The 12,172-nt window shown below is 67.0% G+C and carries 12 protein-coding genes and 1 pseudogene; 4 read left to right on the forward strand and 9 right to left on the reverse strand.

All coding sequences use genetic code 11. The features are described 5' to 3' along the window. Positions 1-108 precede the first annotated feature (108 nt). The gene (locus HBJ55_RS07025; RefSeq protein WP_167112478.1) at positions 109-1,017 is read right to left on the reverse strand and encodes a LysR substrate-binding domain-containing protein; all 909 of its coding nucleotides are present in this window, start codon (positions 1,015-1,017) and stop codon (positions 109-111) included. A gap of 88 nt (positions 1,018-1,105) precedes the next feature. On the opposite strand from HBJ55_RS07025, the pseudogene HBJ55_RS07030 reads away from it, so the two are divergent. Beyond that, positions 1,106-1,957 (forward strand): annotated as a pseudogene (locus HBJ55_RS07030) (DMT family transporter); the annotation flags it as partial. A gap of 13 nt (positions 1,958-1,970) precedes the next feature. Here the strand turns inward: HBJ55_RS07030 and trmB are convergent. Genes trmB through thiS form a run of 3 tightly spaced genes read right to left on the reverse strand, consistent with a single transcriptional unit; the run spans position 1,971 to position 3,795 of the window. Beyond that, positions 1,971-2,711: a tRNA (guanosine(46)-N7)-methyltransferase TrmB gene (trmB, locus tag HBJ55_RS22375; RefSeq protein ID WP_240936015.1), complete on the reverse strand. Its 741-nt coding sequence runs from the start codon at positions 2,709-2,711 to the stop codon at positions 1,971-1,973. 25 nt (positions 2,712-2,736) lie between these two features. Beyond that, positions 2,737-3,534, reverse strand: coding sequence for a thiazole synthase (locus HBJ55_RS07035; RefSeq protein ID WP_206022298.1), 798 nt, complete (start codon positions 3,532-3,534; stop codon positions 2,737-2,739). A 60-nt stretch (positions 3,535-3,594) separates the two neighbouring features. Beyond that, on the reverse strand, positions 3,595-3,795 hold the full coding sequence (thiS, locus tag HBJ55_RS22245) for a sulfur carrier protein ThiS (protein WP_206022300.1): 201 nt from the start codon (positions 3,793-3,795) through the stop codon (positions 3,595-3,597). 102 nt (positions 3,796-3,897) lie between these two features. Here thiS and HBJ55_RS07040 point away from each other — a divergent pair, with 102 nt between their 5' ends. Next, positions 3,898-4,302 (forward strand): DUF423 domain-containing protein, encoded by a 405-nt coding sequence (locus tag HBJ55_RS07040; RefSeq protein WP_167112482.1) that lies wholly within the window; start codon positions 3,898-3,900, stop codon positions 4,300-4,302. On the opposite strand, the gene HBJ55_RS07045 is transcribed toward HBJ55_RS07040, so the two are convergent. Next, positions 4,278-4,691, reverse strand: a complete 414-nt coding sequence (locus tag HBJ55_RS07045; protein ID WP_167112484.1) for a PaaI family thioesterase — start codon at positions 4,689-4,691, stop codon at positions 4,278-4,280. The genes HBJ55_RS07040 and HBJ55_RS07045 overlap by 25 nt on opposite strands. A 209-nt stretch (positions 4,692-4,900) precedes the next feature. Beyond that, the gene (locus HBJ55_RS07050; protein ID WP_167112486.1) at positions 4,901-7,075 is read right to left on the reverse strand and encodes a malate synthase G; all 2,175 of its coding nucleotides are present in this window, start codon (positions 7,073-7,075) and stop codon (positions 4,901-4,903) included. Positions 7,076-7,380: 305 nt separating this feature from the next. Here HBJ55_RS07050 and HBJ55_RS07055 point away from each other — a divergent pair, with 305 nt between their 5' ends. Both HBJ55_RS07055 and HBJ55_RS07060 read left to right on the forward strand, forming a co-directional pair. Then, positions 7,381-8,364, forward strand: coding sequence for an alpha/beta hydrolase (locus HBJ55_RS07055; RefSeq protein ID WP_167112488.1), 984 nt, complete (start codon positions 7,381-7,383; stop codon positions 8,362-8,364). After that, the gene (locus tag HBJ55_RS07060; RefSeq protein ID WP_167112490.1) at positions 8,358-8,837 is read left to right on the forward strand and encodes a hypothetical protein; all 480 of its coding nucleotides are present in this window, start codon (positions 8,358-8,360) and stop codon (positions 8,835-8,837) included. The genes HBJ55_RS07055 and HBJ55_RS07060 overlap by 7 nt, the downstream gene beginning before the upstream one ends. Before the next feature lie 8 nt (positions 8,838-8,845). Here the strand turns inward: HBJ55_RS07060 and HBJ55_RS07065 are convergent, their stop codons facing one another. The 3 genes from HBJ55_RS07065 to HBJ55_RS07075 all read right to left on the reverse strand — a co-directional run bounded on the left by HBJ55_RS07065 (position 8,846) and on the right by HBJ55_RS07075 (position 12,091). Then, positions 8,846-9,901, reverse strand: coding sequence for a sodium:calcium antiporter (locus HBJ55_RS07065; protein WP_167112492.1), 1,056 nt, complete (start codon positions 9,899-9,901; stop codon positions 8,846-8,848). Between the two features lie 133 nt (positions 9,902-10,034). Next, positions 10,035-11,540 carry a YifB family Mg chelatase-like AAA ATPase gene (locus HBJ55_RS07070; RefSeq protein WP_167112494.1) on the reverse strand — a complete coding sequence of 502 codons (1,506 nt, stop codon included), beginning with the start codon at positions 11,538-11,540 and terminating at the stop codon, positions 10,035-10,037. Between the two features lie 221 nt (positions 11,541-11,761). Further along, entirely contained in the window at positions 11,762-12,091 is a 330-nt protein-coding gene (locus HBJ55_RS07075; RefSeq protein ID WP_167112496.1) for an accessory factor UbiK family protein, read from the reverse strand. Positions 12,092-12,172 lie beyond the last annotated feature (81 nt).

The following is a 12,172-nucleotide window of genomic DNA, read 5'->3' on the forward strand; positions in this document are numbered from 1 at the left end:
TTTCTCCCCCTCATTGCTAGTCACGGTCTTGCCTGCGCCTCCTATGGAGGCGCTTTTTTTGCCCTGCAGGTTCGGCCCCCTCATTGCTGCTTTCTCTTATCTCTCAACTCAAGACGATATGGCACCACGCCAGGGCCCACGCCCGCGCAAGCGCTCGCGCAGCAGCTCGGCCAGGGCCTCCGCGGCTGGGCGCGAGCCCGGCTCGATGAGCCGGGCGAAGTGCAGCCGCGCCTCGCAGCGGCCGAGAGCAGGCAATCCCTCGGCCTCGCCCAGCTCGCGCATGGCCGGGGTCAGGCGTTCGCGATCGAGTACGCTGACCGCCAGGCCTCGCTCCACCGCGCGCTCGATGGCGTGGATGCTGGTACTGGTAAATACCGCGTGCCAGGGCCTGCCCAGCCGCTCCAGCGCCTCGGTCGCCAACGCCCGGTAGGGGCAGTCGACCTCGTGCAGGGCCAGCGGCAGGCTGGCCCGCTCGGTCAGGTTGGCGGCCCGCGGCGCGGCCCACACCGGCGTGGTGCGCCACAGCGATTCACCGCCGGAGATCGGAATAGGGCGGTCCAACAACACCGCCAGGTCCAGCCGCGAGCGCCCCAACTGGCGCGCCAATTCCCCGCTGGTGGTTGTCACTGCCTGCAACAATACCTCGGGATGGCGCGAGGTGAACTCGGGCAGCACGTCGCCGAGTAGCTCCCGGGCATAGTCCTCGGGCAGGCCGAAGCGCACCTTGCCCCTCAGCCCCCGCCCGGCGTAGCGGGCGACGATCCCGTCATGCATGCGCAGCAGTTCACGCGCCTCCTGCAACAACGCCTCCCCCGTGGCGGTCGGCACGACCCCGCGCGGGCCGCGCTCCAGCAACCGGGCATCGAGCAGCGTTTCCAGCCGCTTGATCTGCATGCTGATGGCGCTGACGGTACGGTGCCGCTGCTCGGCCGCCGCCGCCAGTGAACCGAGCTGTGCTGCCGCCAGAAAGCTGCGCAGGAGTTCGAGATCTAGCGTCGCCGTTGAGACTTCAGCCATGTTGAACTCTGCCTGCAAGGAATATCGCTTCATTGAAGCCGTAATAACCGTCAAGCTCAAGCCAGCCAAAACATGGAGGAACATGACGATGCCACCGCAAGCCCTATCGCTGCTGATCGCCACCGGCTTCGTGGTGTGCTGGAGCTCCGGCTTCGTCGGTGGCCGGCTCGCCAGCGCACTCGATACCCCGGTGCCCACCCTGTTCGCCTGGCGCTTTCTGCTCGCGGCCCTGCTGGTGGCATTATGGTGTCGGCTGGCGCTTGGCACAGTGCCGACGGCCCGCGACATGCGCCGGGAAATGATCGTCGGCAGCCTGACCATGGGCGGCTACCTGCTGGGTGTGATAATCGCCCTCGACCTAGGTGTCAGTGCCGGCGTCACGGCATTGATCGCTGCCCTGCAGCCGCTGCTGGCGGCCTCCGTGGCCGGGCGCTGGCTGGGGGAACGCCTGGGAGCAGGCGGTTGGCTGGGCATGGCGGTCGCCACCCTCGGCGTATCCCTGTGCGTGGTCGACGACATGCAGCGGGCGCTGGGCGCGCCGTGGTGGGCCTACCTTCTGCCGCTGCTGTCGGTGGCCTCGGTCACGCTCGGCAGCGTGCTGGCGGTGCGTCAGGCGTCGTCGATGCCTCTACCGGTCGCGCTGCTGGCCCAGTTGATTGCCGCCTCGGGAATCTTCCTGCTGGCAGCCTTGATTGCCGAGGGCGGAACGTTGAGCCCGCCGATGCTCGAGCCGTCCTACCTGGCTACGCTCGGCTGGCTGGTGGTGCTGTCGAGCCTGGGCGGCTACGGTTTCTTCGTCGCCAGCCTGCGGCGGCTGGGCGTCACGCTGACCTCGGCCCTGGTGCATCTCACGCCGGCGGTGACCCTGGTCTGGGCCGCGGCGATGTTCGGCGAACGCCTTGGCCCGGCAGGGCTGACGGGAATGGCGCTCGCCGGTGTGGGTGCCGGCGTGGCTATTCGCAGCGTGCGAAGATCAGGTCCCACACACCGTGGCCCAGGCGCGCGCCGCGCGCCTCGAACTTGGTCAACGGACGAAACGCCGGACGCGACACGTAGGGCGCCGTCTCGGGCATCGCCGTATTGATGAAGCCCGGTGCAGCCGCCATCACCTCAGCCATCCATTCGGCATAGGCCTGCCAGTCGGTGGCCATGTGCAGCTTGCCGCCGGGCTTCAGCCGCGTGCGAATCAGCTCGACGAAGGCGGGCTGAACGATGCGCCGCTTGTGGTGCTTCTTTTTCGGCCAAGGGTCGGGGAAAAACAGCTGCAGGGTATCGATGCTGGCTTCCGGCAGGCACTGCTCGAGTACCGCCAAGGCATCCTCGCGATAGACACGAAGATTGCTCAGGCCACGCTTGTCGGCCTCGTCGAGCAACTTGCCCACGCCCGGTGCATGCACCTCGATGCCGATGAAGTCGGTGTCGGGATGGGTCTCGGCCTGCTCGATCAGCGAGGCCCCCATGCCGAAGCCGATCTCCACCACCCGCGGCGCCGCACGCCCGAACAGGGCGTCGAGATCCTGGCGCCCCTCGGCCAGGGTCAGGCCCAGCCGCGGCCAGACCTCATCCAGCCCGCGGGTCTGGGCCTGGGTCATGCGCCCGGCTCGCAGCACGTAGCTCTTGATGCCGCGACGATGCAGCGGGGCGTCCGGCCCCTCCGGGCCGGTAGTAGCGGTGTCGCGTTGCGGGTCATTCATGGAAATAGCTGCTGCTCCGGGTGGTTCAGCCGTTGATGCGGCCGGCAAAGGGTGAGGAGGGTTCGGCACTCTGGCGGCGCGGCATGCGTCCGGCGAGGAAGGCCTCGCGCCCGGCCTCGACGGCCTTCTTCATGGCGCTGGCCATCAGCACCGGCTGGCGCGCATGGGCGATGGCGGAGTTCATCAGCACACCGTCGCAGCCCAGCTCCATGGCCATGGCGGCATCGGAGGCGGTGCCGATACCGGCATCCACCAGCACCGGCACGCCGGCCTGCTCGATGATCAGGCGGATGTTGTGCGGGTTCTGGATGCCGTGGCCGGAGCCGATCAGCGAGCCCAGCGGCATGATCGCGCAGCAGCCCAGGCGCTCCAGCTCACGCGCCACGATGGGGTCGTCGCTGGTGTAGACCATGACGTCGAAACCGTCGGCAAGCAGCTCTTCAGCCGCCTTGAGGGTTTCGGTCACGTTGGGGTAGAGCGTGGCATCGTCGCCCAGCACCTCGAGCTTGACCAGCTTGTGGCCGTCGAGCAGTTCACGCGCCAGCTTGCAGGTACGAACGGCATCCTTGGCGGTATAGCAGCCGGCGGTATTGGGCAGCAGGGTGAAACGATCCGGCGGTACCACGTCGAGCAGGTTGGGTTGTCCGGCCTCCTGACCAAGGTTGGTGCGGCGCACGGCGAAGGTGACCACCTCGGCCCCCGAGGCGGCGATGGCATCGCCGGTCTCGTCGAAATCCTTGTACTTGCCGGTACCGACCAGCAGGCGGGAAGTGAAGGCGTGGCCGGCAATCCGCAGCGGCTGGTCCTGATAGAAGTCTGTCATCGCATGAGCCTGTGTCTGTAGCGGGGTCTGGGTCGGGAAACGGTTGGACGGGGAGCCCCTCTAGCCGCCGCCGATGGCGTGGACGATCTCGATACGGTCGCCGTCGGTCAGGGAGGTGGTGTCGTGCTCGCTCCTGGGCACGATCTCCTCGTTTCGCTCGACGGCGATACGCCGTCCGCTCAGACCAAGGCTGTCGATCAATTGCGCCACCGTGAGGCCGGGGGCAAGGTCTCGGGCCTCACCGTTGAGCTGGATCTGCATGGCGTCCTCTCTACGTTGACGAGTGTCGCGGGCCGATATTGTAGCTCCTTAGCGCCCCCCGCGGTACGGTAGGCGCAACCCAAACCGCAGGAGGAGAACACGATGCACGACCGCGGGTGGTGGTGCCTGGCGGCACTCTCGGGCGCGCTGACGGTAATGGCGGGCGCCTTCGCCGCCCATGCCCTGCATGGCCTGTTGTCCGAGCGGATGCTGGCGGCCTTCGAGACCGGCGTACGCTACCAGGCCTGGCATACCCTGGCGATGCTCGGCGTACTGGCCTGGCGCGCCGCGCGGCCCATCCGCGGCCAATATCTGGTGCTTGGTCTTTGGACAGCGGGAATGGTGCTGTTCTCCGGCTCTCTTTATGCCATGGCACTGCTGGGTGTGCGTGCTCTGGGCATGGTCACGCCACTTGGCGGCGTGCTGATGATCGCCGGGTGGCTGGCACTTGCCGTCTGCGCGTTACGCGTAAAACCCGAGACTCAATCGGAATCGGGCAGGGCATAGGTGGCGGTGACCAGCGCCACCGGGCGCTCGTCGCCGGCGGAGAACAACTGCACCTCTCCCACCGCCAGGCGACGGCCCAGCTTGAGCAGGCGCGCCGTGGCGATGATGTCGCGGTCACCCCGCGGACGGCGCAGGAATCGACAGTGCAGGTCGCTGGTAACCGCCATGGGCTCGGGGCCGATCTGACCGAGAATGGCCACGTAGAGACAGACATCGGCCAGCCCCATCAAGGTGGGGCCGGAGACGCTGGCGCCGGGCCTCAGATGCTCGTCCTCGATAGCCAGGCTCATGGTAGCGCGCATGTCGTCGACGGCCTCGATGGTCCCGATACGCTGGGGGAAGACCTCGTCGAGGAAATCCTCGATGGCGGCGGCGGTCATCACGGGCATCGGCAGGCTCTCCTGGTGGTTGGTCGGTTGGGGCGGCCGCAACGGAAACGCTGCCAACATAACCCAAAGCGCCCCGGGCGAGTACCCGGGGCGCTTAACGGCAACACTCTTGGCTACGAGCTACGAGCTACGAGCTACGAGCTACGGGCTACGAGCTACGAGCTACGGATAGCAGTGTATACGCTACGCTGCTCGAAGCCCGAAGCCGATTATTTCGCCTTGTGCACGGCGCGCCAGTGGTGCAGCAGCGGCTCGGTATAGCCGGAGGGCTGCACGCGCCCCTTGAAGATCAGGTCGCTGGCGGCCTGGAAAGCACTGGAGTTGGCATAGTCGGCCGACATCGGCGTATAGGCCGGATCGCCGGCGTTCTGCTCGTCGACCACCTTGGCCATGCGTTCCAGCGTCTTCTGCACACGCTCGCCATCGACCACGCCGTGGTGCAACCAGTTGGCGATGTGCTGGCTGGAGATGCGCAGCGTGGCACGATCCTCCATCAGGCCCACGTCGTGGATATCGGGCACCTTGGAACAGCCCACCCCGTGCTCGACCCAGCGCACCACGTAGCCGAGGATGCCCTGGCAGTTGTTGTCGAGCTCCTGCTGCAGCTCCTCGTCGGACCAGCCGGCCTTCTCGGCCACCGGCACGGTGAGCAGATCGTCGAGCAGGTCGGGTTCGCCCTGGGACTCGAGCTCGCGCTGGATCGCGGTGACGTCGACCTGGTGGTAGTGCAGCGCATGCAGGGTCGCGGCAGTGGGCGACGGCACCCAGGCGGTGTTGGCACCGGCCTTGGGATGGCCGATCTTCTGCTCGAGCATGGCGGCCATCAGGTCCGGCATGGCCCACATGCCCTTGCCGATCTGGGCGCGGCCGCGCAGGCCGCAGGCCAGGCCGACCTGGACGTTGTTGCGCTCGTAGGCGCCGATCCAGGCGGAATTCTTCATGTCGCCCTTGCGGATCATCGGGCCCGCTTCCATGGCGGTGTGCATCTCGTCGCCGGTACGGTCGAGGAAGCCGGTGTTGATGAACACCACGCGCGAGGCGGCCTCGGCGATACACGCCTTGAGGTTGACCGAGGTGCGGCGCTCCTCGTCCATGATGCCCATCTTGAGCGTGTCGCGGGCCAGGCCGAGCAGGTCCTCGATGCGGCCGAACAGCTCGTTCGAGAAGGCGACTTCCTTGGGCCCGTGCATCTTCGGCTTGACGATGTAGACCGAGCCCTGGCGCGAGTTGCGTGGATCCTTATCGCCCTTCTTGAGGTCGTGCAGGGCCAGCAGGCTCGTCACGATGCCGTCGAGGATGCCCTCGGGCAACTCGTTGCCGTCGGCGTCGAGCACCGCCGGGGTGGTCATCAGGTGACCGACGTTGCGCACGAACATCAGCGCACGCCCCGGCAAGGTCAGGCTGCCGCCGTCGGCGGTAGTGTAGTCGCGGTCGCCGTTGAGGCGGCGGGTGAAGGTCTGGCCACCCTTGGCAATGGCTTCTTCCAGGTTGCCCTTCATCAGCCCCAGCCAGTTGGCATAGACGCCGACCTTGTCCTCGGCATCGACCGCCGCCACCGAGTCTTCGCAGTCCATGATGGCAGTCAGCGCAGACTCGATCAGCAGGTCCTTGACGCCGGCCGGATCGGTCTTGCCGATCGGATGCTGCGGGTCGAACTGGATCTCCAGGTGCAGGTCGTGGTTGGCCAGCAGGATCGCCTCGGGGCTGGCGGCATCGCCGCGGTAGCCGATCAGCTTGCCCGGCTCCTTCAGGCCGGTTTCGCGGCCATCTTCGAGTGTCGCCGTCAATTGACCGTCACGCAGCGCGTACTTGACGGCATCACGATGGGAGCCGGTCGCCAGCGGTGCAGCCAGGTCGAGCACCCCGCGGGCATAGGCGATGACCTTCTCGCCGCGCTTGGGGTTATAGCTGCTGCCCTTCTCGGCGCCGTTCTCCTCGGAGATGGCATCGGTGCCGTAGAGCGCATCGTAGAGGCTGCCCCAGCGGGCGTTGGCGGCATTCAGTGCATAGCGGGCGTTGCTCACCGGCACCACCAGCTGCGGGCCGGCCTGAATGGAAACCTCGCGATCGACATTGGCGGTGGACACCGTGACCTGGGAAGGTGCCTCCACCAGATAGCCGATCTCTTCGAGGAAGGCGCGATAGACGCTCATGTCCCGGACCGGGCCGGGATTTTCACGGTGCCAGGAATCCAGTTGTTCCTGCAGGCGCTCCCGCTCGGCGAGCAATTCACGATTTTTTGGTGTCAGATCATGAAAGATTGCATCGACCCCGGCCCAGAAGCTCGCGGCATCCAGGCCGGTGCCGGGAAGGGCCTGGTCGTTGATGAAGCGGTCCAGTTCAGCGGCCACCTGGAGACGATGGCGAGTAACTCGTTCGGACATGGGAAGTCTCCTCCTGCGTGGCGGCCGATGAATCCTCTCGGCCAGCCGCAATTCGTGGGGGTGATACCACTGCGAAGGCGCCAATTTTGTGGAAAACTGTTCCACATGTAAACCCGAAGGAAGGGTTACCCTACTAGACATAGGGTTAAGGCCCGATTTATTGACCATCTGGTCAGAATAATGTGGCTTATCACAGTGATAGCTCACTCAACAGCATGGTCGGTAGGTAAACTTGCTGCATGCTTGCGTGCCGCTGCAGACGAAAGGATTCGAGGGGACAATGTCTTGACCCGCTGGAGAACGCCATGACCGACTTCACCCCCCTGCAGTCCTTGGGACCGATCGCCCCCTTCCGGGCCGATGGCGACCCCTCGCTGGCCGGCTACCTGGCCCACTACGGCCTCGCCCCGCTGCTCACCGAACGAGTCGGGCTCTACGTCGGCTACGTGGACGCACAGCGCTATCAGCTCTGGACCCAGGTATGGAGCCCGGCGGAACCGGTCGGCACGGCATTCGTGGTGCATGGCTACTACGACCACCTCGGACTCTACCGTCACCTGCTGGAGCGGCTGCTGGAACGCCACTGGCGGGTGGTGCTTTGGGACCTGCCGGGGCATGGACTGTCCAGCGGCAAGCGTGCCTGCATCGATGATTTCGCGCATTACGGGGAATGCCTGCATGCCCTGCAGGGCCAGTTGGATGCCGGGGGGCTTGCCCCGCGGCCCTGGCTCGGCATCGGCCAGAGTACCGGTGCCGCCATTCTCGCCACCGACGCCCTGAGCCGGCCTGGCGAAGGACACTGGTCGGGCCTGGCCCTGCTCGCTCCCCTGGTGCGCCCCTTCGGCTGGCCTCAGGCGGGATGGCTGCATACCTTGGTGGGTCCTTTCGTCGAGAGCGTGCCGCGCAAGTTCCGCGCCAACTCTACCGATGCCGATTTTGCCGCCTTCCTGCGCGAACGCGATCCGCTACAGCCGGATCATCTCTCGCTCAACTGGGTCGGCGCCATGCGCCGCTGGATGCCCCAACTGCTCGCCCTGCCCCCCTGCGATCTGCCCACCCTGATCCTGCAAGGGGAGCAGGACCTCACCGTCGACTGGGAGTGGAACCTGGCGGTGCTGGAGCGCAAGTTTCCCAACGCCCGTATCCAGCGTCATCCGGACGCGCGCCATCATCTGGTCAACGAGGCCGAGCCCATCCGCACCGCTCTGTTCGCCACCCTCGATTCTTTCGTTGCCGAATTGGAACGAGACTTTGCGCCGTCCGCCCAGGAGCGCCTCTTCCGATGCTGAGACCTATCGCACTGCTCGTGCTGTTTGCTCTACTCGCCGGATGCGCCGCCCAACCCCCGGAACCCGATCCCATTCGCCGCGCGCTACAGAACCTGAGCGACCGTGCCGTCGCCAGAGTAATGGACGTGGACGCCCTGCAGCCCCCCGAGGACCAGGTGCTGCTGCTGGCATCGCCGCAAGTGGACGACAGCCTCGAGATCGGCAGCGAGCGCTTCCTGGAGAGCCTCACTCGCGCGCTGCTGGGCGCAAGCGATGGCCCCCAGGTGCTCGACTGGCGCCCCGCCATGAGCGGCGAGGGAGACGATCATCACTGGCGCCTGGAGAGCCGTCTGGAAGCCAGCGCGCCACGCCTGCAGCTGACCGACCGCGACCTGCTACCCTATCGCCTCATCCTGTCGCTCTATCGCTCCGACAGCGACAGCGCGCTGTGGCAGACCAAGATCGAGGGCGCTTTCGACGCCACCGCGCTGTAGCGGTATGTCTAGCCGGCGCGCCCACCCTCGCCGCCGATCAGCACCATGGCGATCCCGAGCAGATAACAAACCAGAATGGCCACGCTCTCGAAGCCGATTCGCCCCGGCCCCTGCTCCTCGCGACGAATCAACCCCACCAGCAGGATGCCGGTCATCAACAGCGATAGCGCAATCCACAGCGATATCGAGTCCGGTATGGCGTGGTAGATCGAACCTTCGCGATAGGCCAGGTCGGCGGCGGCGGCGAATAGCGTGTCGAAGGCATTACCACCGATGATGCCGGCCACCGCCAGGGTCAGGGCACCGCGGCGCACCGCTGCGACCGTGGTCACCAGTTCCGGCAAGGAAGTGGCGACCGAGGTGAGCAGGATACCGATCGCCGCCTGATCGAGACCGGTGGTCGCGGAGAGTGCCGTGGCGCTGCGTTCCATCAACCAGCCGGCCATGCCCAGCGTCGCGGCGAGCACAGCGAACGAAAGCCAGAGCCCGCTCAGCGATCGTCCCGCCGAAGCGGCATCCGGCTCGTCGGAGCGCGTCTCGAGGGTCTGGGCAGGGCTCCACATGGGTTCGAACTTCGCCTGGTTGATCAGGCGCAGACCGAACAGGTAACCGAAGAACAGCAGCGGCGTGACCGGGTGGACGTGCCATAGCGTCAGCTCGGGGGAGAAGCGCCCCACCAATAGCAGGGACAGCAGGCAGAGCAACAATGCCCCCTGCAGCAGGTTACCGAGGGAGGCGGCGGCGTGCTCGAGGTTGGCACGCCGGTAGGAGATGTCGGCAACGGTCAGGAACAGGGTCTGGGCGGCGATGCCACCCAGGGCATTGCTCATCGCCAGCTCCGCGCGCCCGCCCCAGGCCGCCGAGACCGACAGCACGATCCCCGACAACGACGTCGCGAGTCCCAGCAGCACCGCCCCGGCGATCGCCTCACCCAGCCCCGTACGATCGGCCAGCTCATCGACGATGCGCGCCAGCCGAGTCCCTACCACGCCAATCACCACTGTCGTCGCCAGGAACAGGGCAACGGCCAGCGGCAACGACATGCCTGCCGGATTCAGGAACATGCTGCGCGCCGGCGACGGCGGGCAAGGATCGGCAGGCAGTTGCGCATGGGGCCTCCCTGGCCTTGGACGGCGAAGCGGCTCGTCACCCTCGTGACGAGCCGCTTCTAAGCGTAGTCGCCCCCCACGAAGGCCCTCAACCCTGGCGCAGCTGCCTATCGAGCTGGCGGTAGCCGATCGCCTCCATCAGCTCGCCGCGCTCGGGGTGCGGCTTGGCGGCGAGGTCGGCCAGGGTCAGCGCCACCCGCAGCACCCGGTGGTAGGCGCGCGCCGAGAGCCGCAGGCGCTCGAGCACGCCGGCCAGCCAGGCGCGGTCGGCCGTCGACAGGGCGCAGGCGGCCTCCAGCTCGCGCCCGCCGAGGTGGGCGTTGAGCGCACCGCGTGCATACTGGCGCTCGCGAGCGGCCATGACCCGGGCGCGCACCTCCGCCGAGCTTTCGCCCACTTCGCGTGACGTGAGCTGCTCCGGCGGCAGCGCCGGCACTTCGACCTGCAGGTCGATACGATCGAGCAGCGGCCCCGAAAGCCGCGACTGGTAGCGCTGGATCTGCGCGGCGGTGCACTGGCAGGCCTGGCGCGGATCGCCCAGGTGGCCGCAAGGGCAGGGATTCATCGCCGCCACCAGCTGGAAGCGAGCCGGGAATTTACGCTCATGATTGGCGCGGGCGATATGGATGCGCCCCGACTCCATCGGCTCGCGCATCACCTCGAGCACGTGGCGGCTGAATTCGGGCAGCTCGTCGAGAAACAGCACGCCGTGGTGGGCCAGCGAGATCTCGCCAGGCCGCGGCCAGGAACCGCCGCCGACCAGGGCCACGGCGCTGGCGGTGTGGTGCGGCGCGCGAAAGGGCCGGCGCCCCCACTGCTCGGCCAGCGGCAGGCCGCACACCGAACGGATGGCGGCCACTTCCAGCGCCTCCTCCTCCGTGAGCTCCGGCAGGATGCCCGGCAGGCGGCTCGCCAGCATGGTCTTGCCGGTGCCGGGCGGGCCAGCGAAAAGCAGATTGTGCGATCCGGCAGCGGCGATCTCCAGCGCACGCCGGGCCTGGTGCTGGCCGCGTACCTCGGCCAGGTCGCCCTCGCGGTTGTCGGTGGCGGGCGGCGCCTCGAGGCGATGCGCGGCGATCGGCTTCTGCCCCAGCAGGTGGGCCATCACGTCGAGCAGGTGCTCGGCCGGCAGCACCTGAAGATCACCGGCCAGTGCCGCCTCGTCGGCGTTCTCCTTGGGCACGATCAGCTTGCGCCCCGCCCGGCGGGCTGCCAGGGCCAGCGGCAATACGCCGCTGATGGGGCGCAGGCGACCGTCCAGCGCCAGCTCGCCGACGCTCTCGACCTCTTCAAGGGCCTCGCCCGGCAGTTGGCCGGAGGCGATCAGGATGCCCAGCGCGATGGGCAGATCGAAGCGCCCGCCGACCTTGGGCAGGTCGGCGGGCGCCAGGTTGAGCACGATTCTCCGGGTGTTGGGAAAATCGAAGCCGGCGTTGACGAGGGCGCTGCGCACCCGCTCGCGGCTCTCCTTGACGGCGGCCTCGGGCAGGCCCACCAACGTCATCCCCGGCAGGCCATTGGCCAGGTGTACCTCGACCTGTACCTCGGGCGCTTCCAGCCCCAGGCCGGCCCGTGTGGCAACGATCGCCAGCATCGTGCAGTCCCTCGCAGTCCATTAGAGAAACGCTGAATAAATCGGCGAGCGAGATGAAGCGCAAGACGCACGGAGCACAGGAACCGGAGCATATGGGGTATATGTGAGGATTCCGAGCACCGCGCAACGCAGCGATTCGCTCGCGCAGTCATTTAAGCAATGTTTCATTAGCGTAAGGGCTAGATACTAGCACCGTGCCAGAACGGGCTCTCCACGCTGCCTCAGCGCTCGGCTTCGCCGGGCCCGGTTTCGTCCGTGCCGTTGCTTTCGGGCGGAGTAAGGGTGGCCTGGGTCACCGGCGTCTCGCGGGCCGCCAGCGCCTGCTCCAGGGCCGCGACCTGCTGCTCCAGGGCTTCGACACGAATCCGCGTGCGCTGCAACACGTCCATCAGAATGTCAAAATCCTCCCGCGATACCAGCTCGAGGCGGTCGAAGGCACCGCGCACGATCTGCTGCACCCCCTTCTGGAACTCTTCCGGTGCCTGGGCCGCGCCCTGCAGACGTTCTCCCAGCTGTTGTGCCAGCCGGCTGATGGGATCCTGGTTCGCCATGGTGCGCTTCTCCTGTTGGCCTGCACATATTGCCCTACAGCATACGCAAGGCCCCGCCACGACGCATGCCCTTCTCCCGCC

Source organism: Billgrantia bachuensis (assembly GCF_011742165.1).
GTDB classification, from domain to species: domain Bacteria; phylum Pseudomonadota; class Gammaproteobacteria; order Pseudomonadales; family Halomonadaceae; genus Halomonas; species Halomonas bachuensis.

Bases quoted from the DNA above. Each gene is read 5' to 3' on its own strand.
- HBJ55_RS07025 (WP_167112478.1), bottom strand. From the start codon at position 1,017: ATGGCTGAAGTCTCAACGGCGACGCTAGATCTCGAACTCCTGCGCAGC.
- trmB (WP_240936015.1), bottom strand. From the start codon at position 2,711: ATGAATGACCCGCAACGCGACACCGCTACTACCGGCCCGGAGGGGCCG.
- HBJ55_RS07035 (WP_206022298.1), bottom strand. From the start codon at position 3,534: ATGACAGACTTCTATCAGGACCAGCCGCTGCGGATTGCCGGCCACGCC.
- thiS (WP_206022300.1), bottom strand. From the start codon at position 3,795: ATGCAGATCCAGCTCAACGGTGAGGCCCGAGACCTTGCCCCCGGCCTC.
- HBJ55_RS07040 (WP_167112482.1), top strand. From the start codon at position 3,898: ATGCACGACCGCGGGTGGTGGTGCCTGGCGGCACTCTCGGGCGCGCTG.
- HBJ55_RS07045 (WP_167112484.1), bottom strand. From the start codon at position 4,691: ATGCCCGTGATGACCGCCGCCGCCATCGAGGATTTCCTCGACGAGGTC.
- HBJ55_RS07050 (WP_167112486.1), bottom strand. From the start codon at position 7,075: ATGTCCGAACGAGTTACTCGCCATCGTCTCCAGGTGGCCGCTGAACTG.
- HBJ55_RS07055 (WP_167112488.1), top strand. From the start codon at position 7,381: ATGACCGACTTCACCCCCCTGCAGTCCTTGGGACCGATCGCCCCCTTC.
- HBJ55_RS07060 (WP_167112490.1), top strand. From the start codon at position 8,358: ATGCTGAGACCTATCGCACTGCTCGTGCTGTTTGCTCTACTCGCCGGA.
- HBJ55_RS07065 (WP_167112492.1), bottom strand. From the start codon at position 9,901: ATGTTCCTGAATCCGGCAGGCATGTCGTTGCCGCTGGCCGTTGCCCTG.
- HBJ55_RS07070 (WP_167112494.1), bottom strand. From the start codon at position 11,540: ATGCTGGCGATCGTTGCCACACGGGCCGGCCTGGGGCTGGAAGCGCCC.
- HBJ55_RS07075 (WP_167112496.1), bottom strand. From the start codon at position 12,091: ATGGCGAACCAGGATCCCATCAGCCGGCTGGCACAACAGCTGGGAGAA.